Origin of the sequence: Shigella flexneri 2a str. 301 (genome assembly GCF_000006925.2) — a bacterium.
In the GTDB taxonomy this organism is placed as follows: Bacteria; Pseudomonadota; Gammaproteobacteria; order Enterobacterales; family Enterobacteriaceae; genus ECMA0423.
Window position 1 is genome coordinate 2,607,019 of the sequence record NC_004337.2, and the last position, 21,094, is coordinate 2,628,112.

Here is a 21,094-nt window from a genome sequence, read left to right on the forward strand (position 1 = left end):
GTTTGAACCGGGCAGCAACACTGCCCGGTCGGTACATTATTTGTCTGTTATATCCGCGTCTTCTGCGTCCAGCACCACTTTTTCAGGGCGCAGCACACTGATCAGTTTGAAAATCAAACTTAAGCCGATACCGACGATGGTCGCCAGCGCCATACCTTTTAACTCCGCCGCGCCGATGTTTACCTTCGCGCCACTGACGCCGATGATCAAAATCACGGAAGTCAGGATCAGGTTCTGTGCTTTGTTGTAATCCACTTTCGATTCGATCAAAACACGAATACCGGAAGCACCAATGACACCATAAAGCAGCAGCGAAACGCCGCCCATCACCGGCAATGGGATCATCTGGATAGCGGCAGCCAGTTTACCGACGCAGGAAAGCAGGATAGCGAAAATCGCCGCCCCGCCGATAACCCAGGTACTGTAAACACGGGTGATCGCCATCACGCCAATGTTTTCTCCGTAAGTGGTATTTGGCGTAGAGCCAAAGAAGCCGGAGATCACGGTCGACAGGCCGTTAGCAAACATCGAACGGTGCAGACCTGGATCGCGCAGCAGATCTTTTTTGACGATATTAGCCGTTACTACCAGGTGCCCTACGTGTTCGGCAATAACCACTAACGCCGCTGGCAGAATAGTCAGAATGGCAAACCACTCGAAGCGCGGCGTATAGAGGGTTGGCAGTGCAAACCAGTGAGCATTAATAATCGGCGTGGTATCGACAATTCCCATTGCGAAAGAGAGCGCGTACCCCACCAGCACGCCAATTAAAATCGGGATAATTGCCAGGAAACCACGAAACAGCACGGAACCTAAAACCGTGACCGCCAGGGTGGTAATAGAGATGATGATGGTTTTGGAGTTTGGCGTTTGCCCTTCAGCCGGGAGTAAACCCGCCATACCGGCAGCTACGCCCGCCAGCTCCAGACCGATGACGGCAACGATTGCGCCCATTGCCGCAGGTGGAAACAGCACGTCCAACCAGCCGGTCCCCGCTTTCTTCACGATAAAAGAAACCAGGCAGAACAGCACGCCGCACATAATAAAGCCGCCCAGCGCGACTTCATACCCTAACGGCAACAGTAACAATACCGGTGAAATAAAGGCAAAGCTGGAACCAAGATAAGCCGGAATTTTCCCTTTACAGATGAAGAGATACAGCAGCGTTCCAATACCGTTAAATAACAGTACAGTCGCCGGGTTAATATGAAATAAGACGGGCACCAGGACGGTTGCACCAAACATGGCGAACAAATGTTGCAAACTAAGCGGGATTGTCTGTAAAAGTGGCGGTCTTTCACTCACCCCGATAGCACGGCGCGTCATAGTATTATCCTCTGTATTATGTGTTATAGGCGCTTTACTCAAAAAAAAGCCGACTCTTAAAGTCGGCTTTAATTATTTTTATTCTTTATTTCGTACCAAAGATTTTGTCACCGGCATCGCCGAGGCCCGGAATAATGTATCCGTGCTCGTTCAGTCCCTGGTCAATCGATGCAGTATACAGTTCGACGTCCGGGTGCGCTTTTTCCAGCGCAGCGATACCTTCTGGCGCAGCGACCAGCACCAGAACTTTGATGCTGCTGCAGCCCGCTTTTTTCAGCAGGTCGATGGTCGCGATAACGGAACCACCGGTTGCCAGCATTGGGTCAACGATCAGCGCCATACGCTCATCGATGTTAGAAACCAGTTTCTGGAAGTACGGTACCGGCTCCAGCGTTTCTTCATTACGGTACATACCGACAACGCTGATGCGCGCGCTCGGAACGTTTTCCAGCACACCGTCCATCATACCAAGACCCGCACGCAGAATTGGCACAACGGTAATTTTCTTACCTTTGATCTGGTCGATTTCTACCGGGCCGTTCCAGCCTTCGATAGTTACTTTTTCCGTTTCGAGGTCGGCGGTCGCTTCGTAAGTCAGCAGGCTACCCACTTCGGAAGCGAGTTCGCGAAAGCGCTTGGTGCTGATATCTTGCTCACGCATCAGTCCCAGCTTGTGTTTGACGAGTGGGTGTTTGACTTCCACGATCTTCATACTCTTTCTCCTTTGAGGGGCAGCCACAAAAAAATCGACGGATTATACCTCCTTTCTTCAGGGCGGCAATATTATTTTCGTTGACTTTAGTCAAAATGATAACAGTTTGAGATAAAGTTATTTTATATTCAAATGGTTATGAAAGAAGATTATTCCATCCGAAAACTAACCTTTGCCCTGGCACAAGTCTTCTTTCGCCGCGCGCCCGGGGAAAAGACGTGCAAAAAGGTTGTGTAAAACAGTCTCGCAAACGTTTGCTTTCCCTGTTAGAATTGCGCCGAATTTTATTTTTCTACCGCAAGTAACGCGTGGGGACCCAAGCAGTGACCGATAAAACCTCTCTTAGCTACAAAGATGCCGGTGTTGATATTGACGCGGGTAATGCTCTGGTTGGAAGAATCAAAGGCGTAGTGAAGAAAACGCGTCGTCCGGAAGTGATGGGCGGTCTGGGCGGCTTCGGTGCGCTGTGTGCATTGCCGCAAAAATATCGTGAACCCGTGCTGGTTTCCGGCACTGACGGCGTAGGTACCAAGCTGCGTCTGGCAATGGACTTAAAACGTCACGACACCATTGGTATTGATCTGGTCGCCATGTGCGTTAATGACCTGGTGGTGCAAGGTGCGGAACCGCTGTTTTTCCTCGACTATTACGCAACCGGAAAACTGGATGTTGATACCGCTTCAGCGGTGATCAGCGGCATCGCGGAAGGTTGTCTGCAATCGGGCTGTTCTCTGGTGGGTGGCGAAACGGCAGAAATGCCGGGGATGTATCACGGTGAAGATTACGATGTCGCGGGTTTCTGCGTGGGCGTGGTAGAAAAATCAGAAATCATCGACGGCTCTAAAGTCAGCGACGGCGATGTGCTGATTGCACTCGGTTCCAGCGGTCCGCACTCGAACGGCTATTCGCTGGTGCGCAAAATTCTTGAAGTCAGCGGTTGTGATCCGCAAACCACCGAACTTGATGGTAAGCCATTAGCCGATCATCTGCTGGCACCGACCCGCATTTACGTGAAGTCAGTGCTGGAGTTGATTGAAAAGGTCGATGTGCATGCCATTGCGCACCTGACCGGCGGCGGCTTCTGGGAAAACATTCCGCGCGTATTGCCAGATAATACCCAGGCAGTGATTGATGAATCTTCCTGGCAGTGGCCGGAAGTGTTCAACTGGCTGCAAACGGCAGGTAACGTTGAGCGCCATGAAATGTATCGCACCTTCAACTGCGGCGTCGGGATGATTATCGCCCTGCCTGCTCCGGAAGTGGACAAAGCCCTCGCCCTGCTAAATGCCAACGGTGAAAACGCGTGGAAAATCGGTATCATCAAAGCCTCTGATTCCGAACAACGCGTGGTTATCGAATAATGAATATTGTGGTGCTTATTTCCGGCAACGGAAGTAATTTACAGGCAATTATTGACGCCTGTAAAACCAACAAAATTAAAGGCACCGTACGGGCAGTTTTCAGCAATAAGGCCGACGCGTTCGGCCTTGAACGCGCCCGCCAGGCGGGTATTGCAACGCATACGCTCATCGCCAGCGCGTTTGACAGTCGTGAAGCCTATGACCGGGAGTTGATTCATGAAATCGACATGTACGCACCCGATGTGGTCGTGCTGGCTGGTTTTATGCGCATTCTCAGCCCGGCGTTTGTCTCCCACTATGCCGGGCGTTTGCTGAACATTCACCCTTCTCTGCTGCCGAAATATCCCGGATTACACACCCATCGTCAGGCGCTGGAAAATGGCGATGAAGAGCACGGTACATCGGTGCATTTCGTCACCGATGAACTGGACGGTGGCCCGGTTATTTTACAGGCGAAAGTCCCGGTATTTGCTGGTGATACGGAAGATGACATCACCGCCCGCGTGCAAACCCAGGAACACGCTATTTATCCACTGGTGATTAGCTGGTTTGCCGATGGTCGTCTGAAAATGCACGAAAACGCCGCGTGGCTGGATGGTCAACGTCTGCCGCCGCAGGGCTACGCTGCCGACGAGTAATGCCCCCGTAGTTAAAGCGCCAGCTCTGCCGCTGGCGTTTTTCAATTCACCTGTAAATCGCAAGCTCCAGCAGTTTTTTTCCCCCTTTTCTGGCATAGTTGGACATCTGCCAATATTGCTCGCCATAATATCCAGGCAGTGTCCCGTGAATAAAACGGAGTAAAAGTGGTAATGGGTCAGGAAAAGCTATACATCGAAAAAGAGCTCAGTTGGTTATCGTTCAATGAACGCGTGCTTCAGGAAGCGGCGGACAAATCTAACCCGCTGATTGAAAGGATGCGTTTCCTGGGGATCTATTCCAATAACCTTGATGAGTTCTATAAAGTCCGCTTCGCTGAACTGAAGCGACGCATCATTATTAGCGAAGAACAAGGCTCCAACGCTCATTCCCGCCATTTACTGGGCAAAATTCAGTCCCGGGTGCTGAAAGCCGATCAGGAATTCGACGGCCTCTACAACGAGCTATTGCTGGAGATGGCGCGCAACCAGATCTTCCTGATTAATGAACGCCAGCTCTCCGTCAATCAACAAAACTGGCTGCGTCATTATTTTAAGCAGTATCTGCGTCAGCACATTACGCCGATTTTAATCAATCCTGACACTGACTTAGTGCAGTTCCTGAAAGATGATTACACCTATCTGGCGGTGGAAATTATCCGTAGCGATAGCATCCGTTACGCGCTGCTGGAGATCCCATCAGATAAAGTGCCGCGCTTTGTGAATTTACCGCCAGAAGCGCCGCGTCGACGCAAGCCGATGATTCTTCTGGATAACATTCTGCGTTACTGCCTTGATGATATTTTCAAAGGCTTCTTTGATTATGACGCGCTGAATGCCTATTCAATGAAGATGACCCGCGATGCCGAATACGATTTAGTGCATGAGATGGAAGCCAGCCTGATGGAGTTGATGTCTTCCAGTCTCAAGCAGCGTTTAACTGCTGAGCCGGTGCGTTTTGTTTATCAGCGCGATATGCCCAATGCGCTGGTTGAAGTGTTACGCGAAAAACTGACTATTTCCCGCTACGACTCCATCGTCCCCGGCGGTCGTTATCATAATTTTAAAGACTTTATTAATTTCCCCAATGTCGGCAAAGCCAATCTGGTGAACAAACCACTGCCGCGTTTACGCCATATTTGGTTTGATAAAGCCCAGTTCCGCAATGGTTTTGATGCCATTCGCGAACGCGATGTGTTGCTCTATTATCCTTATCACACCTTTGAGCATGTGCTGGAACTGCTGCGTCAGGCTTCGTTCGACCCGAGCGTACTGGCGATTAAAATTAACATTTACCGCGTGGCGAAAGATTCACGCATCATCGACTCGATGATCCACGCCGCACATAACGGTAAGAAAGTCACTGTGGTGGTTGAGTTACAGGCGCGTTTCGACGAAGAAGCCAACATTCACTGGGCGAAGCGCCTGACCGAAGCAGGCGTGCACGTTATCTTCTCTGCGCCGGGGCTGAAAATTCACGCCAAACTGTTCCTGATTTCACGTAAAGAAAACGGTGAAGTGGTCCGTTACGCACACATCGGGACCGGGAACTTTAACGAAAAAACCGCGCGTCTTTATACTGACTATTCGTTGCTGACCGCAGATGCGCGTATCACCAACGAAGTACGGCGGGTATTTAACTTTATTGAAAACCCATACCGCCCGGTGACATTTGATTATTTAATGGTGTCACCGCAAAACTCTCGCCGTCTGTTATATGAAATGGTAGACCGCGAAATCGCCAACGCGCAGCAAGGGCTGCCCAGTGGTATCACCCTGAAGCTAAATAACCTTGTCGATAAAGGCCTGGTTGATCGTCTGTATGCGGCCTCCAGCTCCGGCGTACCGGTTAATCTGCTGGTTCGCGGAATGTGTTCGCTGATCCCCAATCTGGAAGGCATTAGCGACAACATTCGTGCCATCAGTATTGTTGACCGTTACCTTGAACATGACCGGGTTTATATTTTTGAAAATGGCGGCGATAAAAAGGTCTACCTTTCTTCCGCCGACTGGATGACGCGCAATATTGATTATCGTATTGAAGTGGCGACACCGCTGCTCGATCCGCGCCTGAAGCAGCGGGTGCTGGACATCATCGACATATTGTTCAGCGATACGGTCAAAGCACGTTATATCGATAAAGAACTCAGTAATCGCTACGTTCCCCGCGGCAATCGCCGCAAAGTACGGGCGCAGTTGGCGATTTACGACTACATCAAATCACTCGAACAACCTGAATAACCCTATGCCAATACACGATAAATCCCCTCGTCCGCAGGAGTTTGCTGCGGTCGATCTTGGTTCAAACAGTTTTCACATGGTCATAGCCCGTGTGGTAGATGGTGCCATGCAGATTATTGGCCGCCTGAAACAGCGGGTGCATCTGGCGGACGGCCTGGGGCCAGATAATATGTTGAGTGAAGAGGCAATGACGCGCGGTTTGAACTGTCTGTCGCTGTTTGCCGAACGGCTACAAGGGTTTTCTCCTGCCAGCGTCTGTATAGTCGGCACCCATACGCTGCGTCAGGCGCTGAACGCCACTGACTTTCTGAAACGCGCGGAAAAGGTCATTCCCTACCCGATTGAAATTATTTCCGGTAATGAAGAAGCCCGTCTGATTTTTATGGGCGTGGAACATACCCAACCGGAAAAAGGTCGCAAACTGGTTATTGATATTGGCGGCGGATCTACGGAACTGGTGATTGGTGAAAATTTCGAACCTATTCTCGTTGAAAGCCGCCGGATGGGTTGTGTCAGCTTTGCCCAGCTTTATTTTCCTGGCGGGGTCATCAATAAAGAGAATTTTCAGCGCGCTCGCATGGCGGCAGCACAAAAACTGGAAACTTTAACCTGGCAATTCCGTATTCAGGGCTGGAACGTTGCAATGGGCGCTTCCGGTACCATAAAAGCCGCCCATGAAGTGTTAATGGAAATGGGCGAGAAAGACGGGATAATTACCCCGGAACGTCTGGAAAAACTGGTAAAAGAAATTTTACGTCACCGTAATTTCGCATCGCTGAGTTTACCGGGTCTTTCCGAAGAGCGGAAAACAGTCTTCGTTCCTGGACTGGCGATTTTATGTGGTGTGTTTGATGCTTTAGCCATCCGTGAACTGCGCCTTTCTGACGGGGCGTTACGCGAAGGCGTACTGTATGAAATGGAAGGACGTTTCCGTCATCAGGATGTGCGTAGTCGCACCGCCAGCAGCCTCGCCAACCAGTATCACATAGACAGCGAACAGGCCCGACGAGTGCTGGATACCACTATGCAAATGTACGAACAGTGGCGGGAACAGCAACCGAAGCTGGCGCATCCGCAACTGGAGGCGCTACTGCGATGGGCCGCCATGCTGCATGAGGTCGGGTTGAATATCAACCACAGCGGTTTGCATCGCCACTCCGCTTATATTCTGCAAAACAGTGACTTGCCGGGTTTTAATCAGGAACAGCAGCTGATGATGGCGACACTGGTGCGCTATCACCGTAAAGCGATTAAGCTCGACGATCTGCCGCGCTTTACCTTGTTTAAGAAGAAACAGTTCCTGCCACTGATACAGCTATTGCGCCTTGGCGTATTACTAAACAATCAACGTCAGGCAACCACCACACCGCCAACATTGACACTGATTACTGATGACAGTCACTGGACACTGCGTTTCCCGCATGACTGGTTTAGTCAGAATGCGCTGGTACTGCTTGATCTGGAAAAGGAGCAAGAATACTGGGAAGGCGTGGCTGGCTGGCGGTTGAAAATTGAAGAAGAAAGTACCCCAGAAATCGCCGCTTAATGCTTTGCGGGCCGACGAGAAATGTCGGCCCGCATTATTCAGGCACTTTCGCGAATGGGTTCGATTTCATTCAGCGTATCAATTAACGGTTGCGGCTTACCAATAAGATAACCCTGCATATAATCGATCCCCAAAGAGAGCACCGCCTCGCGGATCTCTTCGTTTTCAACGTACTCTGCCACTACCCGCATTTTCTTCATTCGCGCCAGATGGCAAATCGACGCCACAATCTGATAATCCAGACTATTTGACACAATATTGCGGATAAAGCTGCCGTCAATTTTAAGCAGATCGGCATTCACATTTTTAAGCCGTGCATAGCTGGCGTAGCCGGTGCCGAAATCATCAATCGCAATCTGGCAGCCTAATTCCTGAAGATGCTGCAAGGTGATTTGCGCCTGCTTAACATTGGTCAGAGCATTACTTTCGGTGACTTCAAAAATAAGTTGCCACGCTTCAATCTGATATTTAGCCAGCAACTGACTGACTTCAACAGGAAAACGAGCCTGACATACCGAGGTTGGAGACAGATTAATAGCAAAACGGTGAGCGGGCATCTTCGCTCTGTTTTCAGCCATAAATTGCAGCGTATGCTCAATGACCCACATGTCGATACTCGACGATAAACCAAATTCGTGCGCGACCGGCAAGAAGCTACCGGGGCCGATCAGTTCATCATTCTCACCTTTCATGCGCAGAAGAATTTCATGGTAAACATCACCACGCATACCGGTAATCGGCTGGGCCATCAGGAAAAAATGGTTGTGTTCCAGCGCCTGCTGTAGTCGATTCATCATCGCGACTTTATCTTTCAATTCGCGTTGCAAATACATTGCCCCGCAACGCTGCATATTTTCCGGGGCGTTGGTCACGATGGAAAGTTCGGCGACCGTATTTAGCTCTCCCAGCAGCAGGTAGATATGATTCACTGGCGAGCGCACATAGCAGTAACTGACGCCAATCTGCGGTTGCATCGGCATCCCATCCCAAAAGAAACGAAATTGCTTGAGATGACTATCCAGTGCGGTAATGCGCTCCTGGTGCGATTCTGTATTCAGTCGCAGCGCGAGATCGTTACCCGAAAGCTGATAAACATCTTCACCCGGTTCCAGCAAGGGTGACAGCCAGTGAGAAAGTTTTTGCTTGTATTGAGGTAGCCTGAGTTTAACGGACACTCCTTCCTGAAATAGAATGGCATCAGAAGGAGCTAATAATGAGCAGAAAAACCCAACGTTACTCTAAAGAGTTCAAAGCCGAAGCTGTCAGAACGGTTCTTGAAAATCAACTTTCGATCAGTGAAGGCGCTTCCCGATTATCTCTTCCTGAAGGCACTTTAGGACAATGGGTTACCGCCGCCAGAAAAGGGCTCGGTACTCCTGGTTCCCGCACGCTGGCTGAACTGGAATCTGAAATTCTGCAACTGCGTAAGGCGTTAAATGAAGCTCGCCTTGAGCGAGATATATTAAAAAAAGCAACAGCGTATTTTGCACAGGAGTCGCTGAAAAATACGCGTTAATCGAACAATGGCGACAACAATTTCCCATTGAAGCGATGTGTCAGGTATTTGGTGTATCCAGGAGCGGTTATTACAACTGGGTACAGCATGAACCCTCAGACAGAAAACAAAGTGATGAGCGGCTAAAACCGGAGATTAAGGTGGCACATATCCGCACTCGCGAAACATATGGAACCCGGCGGCTCCAGACGGAGCTGGCAGAGAATGGCATCATCGTTGGTCGTGACCGACTGGCACGTCTTCGTAAGGAGCTGAGGCTACGCTGTAAGCAGAAACGCAAGTTCAGAGCGACTACGAACCCGAACCACAATCTGCCAGTTGCGCCAAATCTGCTGAACCAGACGTTCGCTCCTACAGCACCAAATCAGGTCTGGGTGGCGGACCTGACGTATGTTGCCACACAGGAGGGATGGTTGTACCTCGCTGGCATCAAAGATGTTTATACGTGCGAAATTGTCGGCTACGCCATGGGAGAGCGCATGACAAAAGAGCTGACAGGTAAAGCCCTGTTTATGGCGCTCAGGAGCCAGCGCCCACCTGCCGGGCTAATCCACCACTCTGATCGAGGTTCACAGTACTGCGCATACGATTACCGGGTCATACAGGAGCAGTCTGGTCTGAAAACATCAATGTCGCGTAAAGGTAACTGTTACGACAACGCTCCGATGGAAAGCTTCTGGGGAACGCTGAAAAATGAGAGCCTGAGCCACTATCGTTTTAATAACCGGGATGAAGCCATCTCAGTAATACGGGAATACATTGAGATTTTCTACAATCGTCAGCGTCGTCACTCTCGTCTGGGGAATATCTCCCCGGCAGCCTTCAGGGAAAAATATCATCAGATGACTGCTTAAAAAAAGAACAAATGGTAGTGTCCGCTATTGCCAGTACACCTCATATTGAATCCGCAGCATGATGCCATAGTTCTTAACCAGCATTTCCATGCCAGGGATGCGTAAATAACAAAGCGCAGACCAGGGGGCATCACGCAACGCGCGATTCAGGGCGCGAACATTTGGCAGATGAACCACCGGGTCCACATACGCAAGCCGCTGAATGCGTCTGACTACCGCTCGCTGACGAGTTGCCAGTACAGCCATATAATTGACAATAAAAGAGAATACCAGATAACTGGAGGAGGTTATGGTCAGCTGCGTGGTATAGCCAGGATAAATGGGAATGTAATTTTGATAGCTGTGGATGCTGATCATCAACACGACCGCCCAGAGCAGCGAAATCAGCTTATAACCATAGCGCATTGCTCCCCACATCATCAGGGGCAGCAATAATGACAAGGTATAATTGGTGCTAAAAATTGTGCTTTTTTCATTTAACGGCATGCATAACAGCAACAATAAAGCACCTAATGCCAGTAGCCAGAGCGCGAACTCTTTTTTGGTGACTTTGGCATCAACCTGCTGTTTTAATTGCGAATAATAGCTACGTAAATAAAATGGATTTCGCACTACCCGAATGATGAAGTAGCACAGCGGGACACCGATCAGATTACCCACCAGTAAGGCCTGATAATTGATTAAAGTCCCGAGGTTAAAAGGCATGACACCGACCAGATTTTCTCTGCTCGCCAGTAATCCTACAAATGCAGCAAACTGGAAAAGTATCAGAAACAGCGTTGCAGGAAACACTATCTGCCAGAATATACGCTGGGAAATTAAACGGGTATCACCATGTGAAACGTTGTTACGCCGGGGAGTAAAGACCCTGTAACCGCCCCAACAGAGAATGATAATGATAATAAAATTAGCCGTTAATGAGAGCGTTTCGTAAAAACCCAGCTCTGCATATTTGCGGACAAAAATCCCTAAGGTGATCCCTGGCAATGCCGCCCAGCTGAAAAACATCATCATGCTGATCATCAGTGCCAAAGGCAGATAAAAGAGAAAAACCTCACCGGAAGAAATATGCGCGAAAGTATTAATGTGGGCGAAAATGGGCAAGATTAAAGAAGGCAGGAACAGCGGAAGCCCCCACCATTTATCACGTATTTTTATATAAGTTGCATTCAGTTTCATAGATGCTCAGCAGAATCCCCCACATCCTGAAGGAGGTGTATTCAGACAGGCATCCCACCTGACTTCGAATGATGATTATTCATCACTATAGAGAGCATTGATTCTAAGTGTCATATGAAAGTTCCAATTGATATATATCAAACAAAATAACCCTGATTAATGAATTATTACGTTTATCATGTTAATTCATCATTATTACATCATCATTGTAAATAATTAAATTAACTTCCATAACATTAAAATATGTATCCACTGACGCTTTTTTACATAACGAAGAATTGACCATTTTGTCCTGTTGTGCCTTAATGTAAGTACCGTCCACAGCGTGGGACATACTTCAAGGAACCTTTTGTGAGTCAGGCAACTAGTATGCGAAAACGACACCGATTTAACAGTCGCATGACCCGTATCGTACTGCTCATCAGCTTTATCTTCTTCTTTGGCCGTTTTATCTACTCGTCCGTCGGTGCCTGGCAGCACCATCAGAGCAAAAAAGAAGCTCAGCAATCCACACTCTCCGTCGAATCACCGGTACAACGTTAGCGGTTACCTTCTCCACTTTCACAGAACATAACGGCACTTCGCTGTCGGATGCTTTTGCTCTTTGGGATTATCAAAGCGGCAGATATTCTTTCATCTTAAATTTTACGTCTTTGTCCTGACTGATGTTTATCCTGTTTGGCTGCGAAATAAATATAAAATTAATATATATGTTGTAATGATATATTTTTATAAATTATTCCCTGCGTGAATTTTAATAAATTTAATCTATCCCTTTATACGCAATACATTTACTTTCCTCTTTTGATGATCTTAAATGTCTTATTTTTCGTAATGTGTATAACAAGGAATAGTGATGAAATTTAAAAAATGTCTTCTGCCTGTGGCAATGTTAGCGTCATTCACTCTGGCAGGATGCCAGTCAAATGCTGACGATCATGCCGCCGATGTTTATCAAACCGATCAACTGAATACCAAACAAGAAACTAAAACCGTTAATATTATTTCCATTCTTCCCGCAAAAGTTGCCGTAGACAACTCCCAAAATAAACGGAACGCACAAGCCTTCGGCGCGCTTATTGGCGCAGTCGCTGGCGGTGTTATCGGCCACAACGTCGGTTCTGGCAGCAATTCCGGAACGACGGCAGGGGCAGTTGGCGGCGGAGCTGTAGGCGCGGCAGCGGGTTCTATGGTGAATGATAAAACCTTAGTGGAAGGTGTTTCTTTAACATATAAGGAAGGCACCAAAGTGTATACCTCCACCCAGGAGGGTAAAGAGTGCCAGTTTACGACAGGTTTAGCCGTTGTTATTACCACAACGTATAACGAAACGCGTATTCAGCCAAATACCAAATGTCCTGAAAAGAGCTAATAATCAGGAGGAGTCATGAAGAAAGTTTTTCTTTGCGCCATCTTAGCCTCCTTAAGCTATCCGGCTATAGCCTCATCATTGCAGGATCAACTCTCTGCTGTCGCAGAAGCGGAACAGCAAGGTAAAAATGAAGAGCAAAGGCAGCATGACGAATGGGTCGCGGAGCGCAACAGGGAAATCCAGCAAGAGAAGCAACGTCGCGCAAATGCCCAGGCCGCCGCGAACAAAAGAGCGGCAACGGCAGCGGCAAATAAGAAAGCTCGTCAGGATAAACTGGACGCCGAAGCCACTGCGGACAAAAAACGCGATCAAAGTTATGAAGATGAGCTACGCAGCTTAGAGATTCAGAAACAAAAACTGGCGCTGGCGAAAGAAGAAGCCCGCGTTAAGCGCGAAAACGAATTTATCGATCAGGAACTGAAGCACAAAGCTGCGCAAACCGATGTGGTGCAATCTGAAGCTGACGCAAACAGAAATATGACTGAAGGCGGTCGCGATCTGATGAAAAGCGTGGGCAAAGCAGAAGAGAACAAATCGGACAGCTGGTTTAATTAATCGATGTTAGTAACTTCAAGCCTATGATTCTTGAAGATAAAAAACCCTCTGTAGTAACGGAGGGTTTTGTTCATTCATAGTGCAGGGATCAAAATCATTCCCACTCAATGGTAGCTGGCGGCTTGCCGCTGATGTCATACACCACGCGGGAAATACCGTTCACTTCATTGATAATGCGGTTGGAAACGCGACCGAGGAAATCGTACGGCAGATGCGCCCAGTGTGCGGTCATAAAGTCGATGGTTTCGACAGCACGCAGAGAGACAACCCAGTCATACTTACGACCATCGCCCATTACGCCAACGGAACGTACTGGCAGGAAGACGGTGAACGCCTGGCTGACTTTGTCGTACAGGTCCGCTTTACGCAGTTCTTCAATGAAGATGGCGTCAGCACGGCGCAGCAGGTCACAGTACTCTTTCTTCACTTCACCCAGAACACGAACGCCAAGGCCTGGTCCCGGGAACGGATGACGGTACAGCATGTCGTACGGCAGGCCCAGCTCCAGACCAATCTTACGCACTTCGTCTTTGAACAGCTCTTTCAGCGGTTCAACCAGGCCCATCTTCATCTCTTTCGGCAGGCCGCCCACGTTGTGGTGAGATTTGATGACGTGTGCTTTACCGGTTGCAGAAGCCGCAGATTCGATAACGTCAGGGTAGATGGTGCCCTGCGCCAGCCACTTCACGTCTTCCAGTTTCAGCGCTTCTTCATCGAATACTTCAACGAAAACGCGCCCGATGATTTTACGTTTTGCTTCCGGATCGTTTTCGCCAGCCAGCGCTGACAGGAAGCGATCTTCTGCCGGTACGTGAACAATGTTAAGACCAAAGTGATCGCCAAACATATCCAGAACCTGCTCTGCTTCGTTGAGACGCAGCAGGCCGTTGTCGACGAATACGCAAGTCAGGTTTTTACCGATAGCACGGTGCAGCAGCATTGCGGTTACGGAGGAATCCACACCACCAGAGAGGCCGAGGATGACTTTATCGTCGCCTACCTGCTCGCGGATGCGAGCTACAGCATCGTCGATAATTTTCGCTGGCGTCCACAGGGCTTCACACTGGCAGATATCACGCACAAAACGCTCCAGCATGCGCATACCCTGGCGGGTGTGAGTCACTTCCGGGTGGAACTGTACGCCATAGAAGCGTTTTTCTTCGTTAGCCATAATGGCAAACGGGCAGCTTTCGGTGCTGGCTACGGTGACGAAGTCGGACGGGATAGCGGTAACTTTATCGCCGTGGCTCATCCAGACATCGAGCAGCGGTTTACCGTCTGCGGTCAGCGCATCTTCGATACCGCGAACCAGTGCGCTGTCGTTTACGACTTCTACCTGCGCGTAGCCAAATTCACGTTCGTTAGAGGCTTCAACGTGACCGCCCAACTGCATTGCCATGGTCTGCATGCCATAGCAAACGCCGAATATCGGTACGCCTGCTTCAAAGACATACTGCGGCGCACGCGGACTGTTTTCTTCAGTAGTACTTTCCGGGCCGCCGGAAAGAATAATTCCGCTTGGATTGAAGTCACGAATTTGTGCTTCTGTCACATCCCACGCCCACAGTTCGCAGTAAACACCCAGCTCACGCACGCGGCGCGCAACCAGTTGAGTGTACTGAGAACCGAAGTCCAGAATGAGGATGCGATGCTTATGAATGTTTTCCGTCATTGACGCTTATTCCGAGGCAAGTGAAACAGATAATATAAATCGCCCGACATGAAATCGGGCGAAGAGAATCAGGAGCCCAGACGGTAGTTCGGGGACTCTTTAGTAATGGTCACGTCGTGAACGTGGCTTTCCTGAATGCCCGCACCGCTGATACGTACAAACTCCGCTTTAGTACGCAGTTCGTCGATAGTACCACAGCCGGTCAGACCCATACAGGAGCGCAGGCCGCCCATCTGCTGGTGAATGATCTCTTTCAGGCGACCTTTATAAGCTACGCGACCTTCGATACCTTCCGGCACCAGTTTGTCGGCAGCGTTATCGCTCTGGAAATAACGGTCAGAGGAACCTTTGGACATCGCGCCCAGGGAACCCATACCACGGTAAGATTTATAAGAACGGCCCTGGTAGAGTTCGATTTCACCCGGAGATTCTTCAGTACCCGCCAGCATGGAACCTACCATCACCGCGCTTGCGCCAGCGGCGATAGCTTTGGCGATGTCGCCGGAGAAGCGAATACCACCATCTGCGATAACCGGAATACCGGTGCCTTCCAGGGCTTCAACTGCGTCAGCAACGGCAGTGATCTGCGGAACACCTACGCCAGTAACGATACGAGTCGTACAGATAGAACCAGGGCCGATACCGACTTTAACCGCGCTGCAACCAGCTTCTGCCAAAGCGCGTGCACCTGCAGCTGTTGCCACGTTGCCGCCGATGATTTGCAGATCCGGATATTTAGCACGGGTTTCACGGATACGCTGCAAAACGCCTTCTGAGTGACCGTGGGAGGAGTCGATCAGCAGAACGTCAACGCCAGCGGCAACCAGCGCGTCAACACGCTCTTCGTTACCCGCACCTGCGCCAACTGCAGCACCAACACGCAGACGGCCTTGCTCGTCTTTACAAGCGTTCGGTTTACGTTCCGCTTTCTGGAAGTCTTTCACGGTGATCATGCCGATCAGGTGGAATTCGTCATCAACCACCAGCGCTTTTTCAACGCGTTTTTCGTGCATTTTTGCCAGCACCACTTCACGGGCTTCACCTTCACGCACGGTGACCAGACGCTCTTTCGGCGTCATGTAAACGCTAACCGGCTGGTTCAGGTCGGTAACAAAACGCACGTCACGACCGGTGATAATACCCACCAGTTCGTTTTCTTCGGTAACGACCGGATAGCCCGCAAAACCGTTACGCTCGGTCAGTTCTTTCACTTCGCGCAGCGTCGTGGTTGGCAGAACAGTCTGCGGATCAGTCACCACACCAGATTCGTGTTTTTTCACACGGCGAACTTCTTCTGCCTGGCGTTCAATGGACATGTTTTTGTGGATAAAGCCGATACCGCCTTCCTGAGCCAGAGCAATAGCCAGGCGCGCTTCCGTTACGGTATCCATTGCTGCGGAAAGCATAGGGATATTCAGACGAATAGTTTTCGTCAGCTGGGTGCTGAGGTCAGCAGTATTCGGCAGAACGGTAGAATGAGCAGGAACGAGGAGAACGTCGTCAAACGTCAGAGCTTCTTTAGCGATACGTAGCATGGGCAATATCTCGACCAGAGTGGTTAATAAATATTGCCGCGGCATTATACAGAGCGTAACCGATTGCATCTACCCCTTTTTGCAAAAAATGCTTGCTATCCCCGAAGGGCGGGTTACTATAGACTGAATAACCTGCTGATTTAGAATTTGATCTCGCTCACATGTTACCTTCTCAATCCCCTGCAATTTTTACCGTTAGTCGCCTGAATCAAACGGTTCGTCTGCTGCTTGAGCATGAGATGGGACAGGTTTGGATCAGCGGCGAAATCTCTAATTTCACACAACCGGCTTCCGGTCACTGGTACTTTACACTCAAAGACGACACCGCCCAGGTACGCTGCGCGATGTTCCGCAACAGCAACCGCCGGGTCACCTTCCGTCCGCAGCATGGGCAACAAGTTTTAGTTCGCGCCAATATTACGCTCTACGAGCCGCGCGGCGACTACCAGATAATCGTTGAGAGTATGCAGCCGGCCGGTGAAGGGCTGCTGCAACAGAAGTACGAACAGCTCAAAGCGAAGTTGCAGGCTGAATGTTTGTTCGATCAGCAATACAAAAAACCACTTCCCTCCCCTGCGCATTGCGTTGGTGTGATCACCTCAAAAACCGGTGCTGCGCTACATGATATTTTGCATGTGTTAAAACGTCGCGATCCTTCTCTACCGGTGATCATCTACCCCACCTCCGTTCAGGGCGATGACGCGCCGGGGCAAATTGTTCGCGCCATTGAACTGGCGAATCAGCGCAATGAGTGCGACGTGTTGATCGTTGGGCGCGGCGGCGGTTCGCTGGAAGATTTATGGAGTTTTAACGACGAACGCGTAGCGCGGGCGATTTTTGCCAGCCGCATTCCGGTCGTCAGCGCCGTCGGGCATGAGACGGATGTGACCATTGCCGATTTTGTTGCCGATCTGCGTGCGCCAACGCCGTCTGCCGCCGCTGAAGTAGTGAGCCGTAATCAGCAAGAGTTACTGCGCCAGGTGCAATCGGCCCGTCAACGGCTGGAGATGGCGATGGATTATTATCTCGCCAACCGTACACGTCGCTTTACGCAGATTCATCATCGCTTGCAGCAGCAGCATCCGCAGCTCCGGCTGGCACGCCAGCAAACCATGCTTGAACGCCTGCAAAAACGGATGAGCTTTGCGCTGGAAAATCAGCTTAAGCGTGCCGGGCAACAGCAGCAGCGATTAACACAGCGGCTGAATCAGCAAAATCCACAGCCGAAGATTCATCGCACGCAAACGCGCATTCAGCAACTGGAATATCGTTTAGCAGAAATCCTGCGCGCACAGCTTAGCGCCACGCGTGAACGTTTCGGTAATGCAGTAACGCACCTCGAAGCCGTAAGCCCACTGTCAACGCTGGCGCGTGGATACAGCGTTACTACTGCTACTGACGGCAATGTACTGAAAAAAGTGAAGCAAGTTAAAACGGGTGAAATGCTAACCACACGTCTGGAAGACGGCTGGATAGAAAGTGAAGTAAAAAACATCCAGCCGGTAAAAAAATCGCGTAAAAAGGTTCATTAAGCCAGCACGAATTCAACGCGTTTTTTCGATATCAAGCCATGCCCGTGCTGACAGAAGTAATCTACTGCACCGCAGGCTTTTAACACCTGCAACGGTTGATGGCAGTCTGGACAAAGAGCTTTCATTTCAATAAATTCCCCGCAGGATGGGCAACGCGCATGGCCGTTATCCTGATCAAGCACATGCTGACATTTTGGACAATGCAGTTCCATATGAATTCCTCCGGTAGCCATTCCCTCTACATTCATAGAGGAATGGCAGATAAAATACTTACGGATAATTATTTATTTTTCATGATGTGCTTCATCAGACGCTTACGTTTACGCATCTGGGTTGGCGTCAGGGTGTTACGCTTGTTCGCATACGGGTTTTCCCCTTCTTTGAACTGAATACGAATCGGCGATCCCATTACGTCCAGCGATTTGCGGAAGTAGTTCATCAAGTAGCGCTTGTAGGAATCAGGCAGGTCTTTCACCTGATTACCGTGAATCACCACAATCGGCGGGTTATAACCACCAGCGTGGGCATATTTCAGCTTCACACGACGACCGCGTACCAGCGGCGGTTGGTGATCTTCAACAGCCATCGTCATGATGCGCGTCAGCATAGAGGTCCCCACACGACGGGTGGAGCTGTCATACGCTTCACGTACTGATTCAAACAAGTTACCAACACCACTGCCGTGCAAGGCAGAGATAAAGTGCACACGAGCAAAATCGATAAAGCCCAGACGGAAGTCCAGCGTTTCTTTCACCTGCTCTTTCACTTCCTGGCTCAGGCCATCCCACTTATTCACCACAATGACAAGTGAGCGCCCACTATTGAGAATAAAGCCCAGCAGCGAGAGATCCTGATCGGAAATACCTTCGCGCGCATCAATCACTAACATCACCACGTTGGCGTCTTCAATGGCCTGCAACGTTTTGATTACGGAGAATTTCTCTACAGCATCGGTGATTTTGCCGCGTTTACGTACGCCAGCGGTGTCAATGAGCACATACTCACGTCCATCGCGTTCCATTGGGATGTAGATGCTGTCACGCGTCGTGCCAGGCATGTCGTAAACAACAACGCGCTCTTCTCCAAGAATACGGTTAGTGAGTGTAGACTTACCTACGTTCGGACGACCCACAATCGCCAGTTTGATCGGCAGACTTTGCGGGTCGAAGTCGTCTTCCTCTTCTTCTTCGCCGTTCTCTTCCGCTTCAAATTGCGCCCAGTATTCAGCGTCTTCGTCGACTTCCTCTTGCGGTGCGAGATCTTCCATCCACGGCAGCAGCACATGCTCCAGCAGACTTAATACGCCACGACCGTGAGACGCGGCGATCGGGTAGATTTCACCTAAACCAAGCGAGTAGAAATCAACCACTGCCTGATCGGGATCCAGACCGTCAGTTTTGTTTACCACCAGGAAGGTCGGTTTTTCACGGGAGCGCAGATGTTTGGCAATCGCTTCATCTGCCGGCATCAGGCCCGCGCGCGCATCCACCATAAACAGTACGACGTCCGCTTCTTCAATCGCCAGCAGCGACTGTTCCGCCATGCGGGTTTCTACACCGTCTTCTGTGCCATCAATCCCGCCGGTATCAATACAGATAAACTCACGGCCTTCAATTTCCGCACGACCGTACTTACGGTCACGAGTCAGACCCGGGAAATCCGCAACCAGCGCATCTCGGGTGCGAGTTAGACGGTTAAATAACGTGGATTTTCCTACGTTAGGGCGCCCGACAAGCGCGACCACAGGTACCATGTTTAAAGCCTCATTTTTATAAATCATCAGACAACGCACGCTATATTCGCGTCGTTGTTAAAAACAGGAAAACGGCCCCTGTCCAGGAGCCGTTTTCAAAGTGAACGACAGAGACGATTAACGTGTAATAGAGTACACGGTTCCGTCTTTTGCCTGGATCAGCAGTTTGCCGTCAGCGGCAACCGGTTCAGTCTGGAAACCGGAACTATCAACTTTTTGCTGGGCAACGAAACGACCATCTTCGACGTTAATCCAGTGCAGATAACCTTCACTGTCACCGACCACCAGGTTGCCATTATACAGCACCGGAGAAGTCAGCAGGCGATGCAGCAGATCGCTTTGTGCCCACAGCGTAACGCCGCCATCAATGGTCAACGCCATCACCCGGTCATTTTGATCGACCAGATAGATGCGATTGCCATCGACGATGAAATCATTCACCGAACCCAGTTCGCGTTTCCACATAATCTGACCACTGCGCAGATCAAGCGCCGTCAGGTTACCATTATAGGCCAGCGCGAAAACAACGCCGTTAACAACGACGGGAGTCGTGTCAACATCGCTCAGACGGTCAATTTCGGTAGAACCGGTCGCCTGGGAAATACGCTGCTGCCAAATCATCTGGCCCTGTTCCATCAGCACTGCGCTGACGCGACCATTATCGCCACCCACGACGGCCGCACCAAAAGCCGTTGCCGGCGCAGACTCGCCACGCAAAGAGAGCGAAGGCATATCGAGGTTAACTGTCCATTTGACAGCGCCGTCAGCTTCGTTCAGCGCTTGTAACTGACCGTTACTGGTGTGGATTAACACCAGACCGTCGCTGACCACCGGGCGCGAAAGTGCTTCACCCGCGACTTTAGTTTGCCATGCCACAGTACCATCGCTGGTATTCAGCGCGTAAACCTGCGCCTTTTCGCTGCCAATGTAGACATGCCCACCAGACACGGTCACACCGCCAGAAAGTAATGCAGGCTCTTTAGAGAACCAGCCATCTTTCTCGGCCAGGCTGACAGACCAGATTTCTTTGCCATCATCCGCATTCAGCGCTTTTACCAAACCAGCGCGGTCCGCTGCATAGACAACGTTGTCCGCCAGTGCCGGATGAAGATTGGAATAGAAGTTGCCAATGCCGCTACCAACGGAAGTGCTCCACGCCGTGGTCGGCGTAAACTGGTTTTCAACGGTTGGCAATGGGGACATCTTTACCACATCTTCTTCGCTGTTAAACAGCGAACAGCCGCTTAAAAGGGTAACGGAAAGCAGTCCTGGCAGCAGTAATTTACGCAATTGCATCGGGTCCCT

The 21,094-nt window shown here is 50.1% G+C and carries 18 protein-coding genes and 2 other annotated features; of the genes, 10 read left to right on the forward strand and 8 right to left on the reverse strand.

Annotated elements, in window-relative coordinates; genetic code table 11:
* Positions 1-36: 36 nt before the first annotated feature.
* Entirely contained in the window at positions 37-1,326 is a 1,290-nt protein-coding gene (gene uraA, locus SF2541) for a uracil transporter (protein NP_708335.2), read from the reverse strand.
* Between the two features lie 85 nt (positions 1,327-1,411).
* A complete protein-coding gene (gene upp / locus SF2542; RefSeq protein NP_708336.2) occupies positions 1,412-2,038 on the reverse strand; it encodes a uracil phosphoribosyltransferase in 627 nt (208 codons plus the stop codon).
* 308 nt (positions 2,039-2,346) lie between these two features.
* On the opposite strand from upp, the gene purM reads away from it, so the two are divergent.
* The 6 genes from purM to SF2548 all read left to right on the forward strand — a co-directional run bounded on the left by purM (position 2,347) and on the right by SF2548 (position 10,191).
* Entirely contained in the window at positions 2,347-3,399 is a 1,053-nt protein-coding gene (purM, locus tag SF2543; RefSeq protein ID NP_708337.1) for a phosphoribosylaminoimidazole synthetase, read from the forward strand.
* Positions 3,399-4,037 carry a phosphoribosylglycinamide formyltransferase gene (purN, locus tag SF2544; RefSeq protein NP_708338.1) on the forward strand — a complete coding sequence of 213 codons (639 nt, stop codon included), beginning with the start codon at positions 3,399-3,401 and terminating at the stop codon, positions 4,035-4,037. Before purM ends, purN begins: the two co-directional genes overlap by 1 nt.
* A gap of 171 nt (positions 4,038-4,208) precedes the next feature.
* The gene (ppk, locus tag SF2545; protein NP_708339.2) at positions 4,209-6,275 is read left to right on the forward strand and encodes a polyphosphate kinase; all 2,067 of its coding nucleotides are present in this window, start codon (positions 4,209-4,211) and stop codon (positions 6,273-6,275) included.
* 4 nt (positions 6,276-6,279) lie between these two features.
* Positions 6,280-7,821 carry an exopolyphosphatase gene (gene ppx, locus SF2546; protein NP_708340.1) on the forward strand — a complete coding sequence of 514 codons (1,542 nt, stop codon included), beginning with the start codon at positions 6,280-6,282 and terminating at the stop codon, positions 7,819-7,821.
* Between the two features lie 38 nt (positions 7,822-7,859).
* Positions 7,860-11,370: a sequence feature (Similar to Escherichia coli K12 cytochrome C-type biogenesis protein gi: 1788849 (748 aa). BLAST with identity of 99% in 1170 aa. This CDS has been disrupted by insertion. The sequence has been checked and is believed to be correct.), on the reverse strand.
* Positions 8,971-10,234: a mobile genetic element, on the forward strand. It overlaps the preceding feature by 1,264 nt.
* The gene (locus tag SF2547) at positions 9,035-9,337 is read left to right on the forward strand and encodes an insertion sequence element IS600 transposase (RefSeq protein NP_708341.1); all 303 of its coding nucleotides are present in this window, start codon (positions 9,035-9,037) and stop codon (positions 9,335-9,337) included. It overlaps the preceding feature by 303 nt.
* The gene (locus SF2548; RefSeq protein ID NP_708342.1) at positions 9,373-10,191 is read left to right on the forward strand and encodes an insertion sequence element IS600 protein; all 819 of its coding nucleotides are present in this window, start codon (positions 9,373-9,375) and stop codon (positions 10,189-10,191) included.
* Positions 11,371-11,551: 181 nt before the next feature.
* On the opposite strand, the gene SF2548a is transcribed toward SF2548, so the two are convergent.
* Positions 11,552-11,704, reverse strand: coding sequence for a hypothetical protein (locus tag SF2548a; protein YP_008439271.1), 153 nt, complete (start codon positions 11,702-11,704; stop codon positions 11,552-11,554).
* Positions 11,705-11,721: 17 nt separating this feature from the next.
* Here SF2548a and SF2550 point away from each other — a divergent pair, with 17 nt between their 5' ends.
* From SF2550 to SF2552, 3 genes are all read left to right on the forward strand, one after another.
* Complete coding sequence (locus SF2550) at positions 11,722-11,913, forward strand: hypothetical protein (RefSeq protein NP_708343.1); 192 nt, start codon at positions 11,722-11,724, stop codon at positions 11,911-11,913.
* Positions 11,914-12,223: 310 nt separating this feature from the next.
* Positions 12,224-12,742: an outer membrane lipoprotein gene (locus SF2551; RefSeq protein ID NP_708344.1), complete on the forward strand. Its 519-nt coding sequence runs from the start codon at positions 12,224-12,226 to the stop codon at positions 12,740-12,742.
* Between the two features lie 15 nt (positions 12,743-12,757).
* Positions 12,758-13,297, forward strand: coding sequence for a hypothetical protein (locus SF2552; RefSeq protein NP_708345.1), 540 nt, complete (start codon positions 12,758-12,760; stop codon positions 13,295-13,297).
* Between the two features lie 94 nt (positions 13,298-13,391).
* On the opposite strand, the gene guaA is transcribed toward SF2552, so the two are convergent.
* A complete protein-coding gene (gene guaA, locus SF2553; protein ID NP_708346.1) occupies positions 13,392-14,969 on the reverse strand; it encodes a GMP synthase in 1,578 nt (525 codons plus the stop codon).
* Between the two features lie 68 nt (positions 14,970-15,037).
* Positions 15,038-16,504, reverse strand: a complete 1,467-nt coding sequence (guaB, locus tag SF2554; protein ID NP_708347.2) for an inosine 5'-monophosphate dehydrogenase — start codon at positions 16,502-16,504, stop codon at positions 15,038-15,040.
* Positions 16,505-16,665: 161 nt separating this feature from the next.
* On the opposite strand from guaB, the gene xseA reads away from it, so the two are divergent.
* Positions 16,666-18,036, forward strand: a complete 1,371-nt coding sequence (xseA, locus tag SF2555) for an exodeoxyribonuclease VII large subunit (protein NP_708348.2) — start codon at positions 16,666-16,668, stop codon at positions 18,034-18,036.
* On the opposite strand, the gene SF2556 is transcribed toward xseA, so the two are convergent.
* The 3 genes from SF2556 to SF2558 form a co-directional block, all read right to left on the reverse strand.
* Positions 18,033-18,284 (reverse strand): hypothetical protein, encoded by a 252-nt coding sequence (locus SF2556; protein ID NP_708349.1) that lies wholly within the window; start codon positions 18,282-18,284, stop codon positions 18,033-18,035. The two genes, xseA and SF2556, sit on opposite strands and share 4 nt — an antisense overlap.
* A gap of 32 nt (positions 18,285-18,316) precedes the next feature.
* Positions 18,317-19,789, reverse strand: a complete 1,473-nt coding sequence (gene engA, locus SF2557) for a GTP-binding protein Der (RefSeq protein ID NP_708350.2) — start codon at positions 19,787-19,789, stop codon at positions 18,317-18,319.
* A 117-nt stretch (positions 19,790-19,906) separates the two neighbouring features.
* Entirely contained in the window at positions 19,907-21,085 is a 1,179-nt protein-coding gene (locus SF2558) for an outer membrane biogenesis protein BamB (RefSeq protein ID NP_708351.1), read from the reverse strand.
* Between the last annotated feature and the right edge of the window lie 9 nt (positions 21,086-21,094).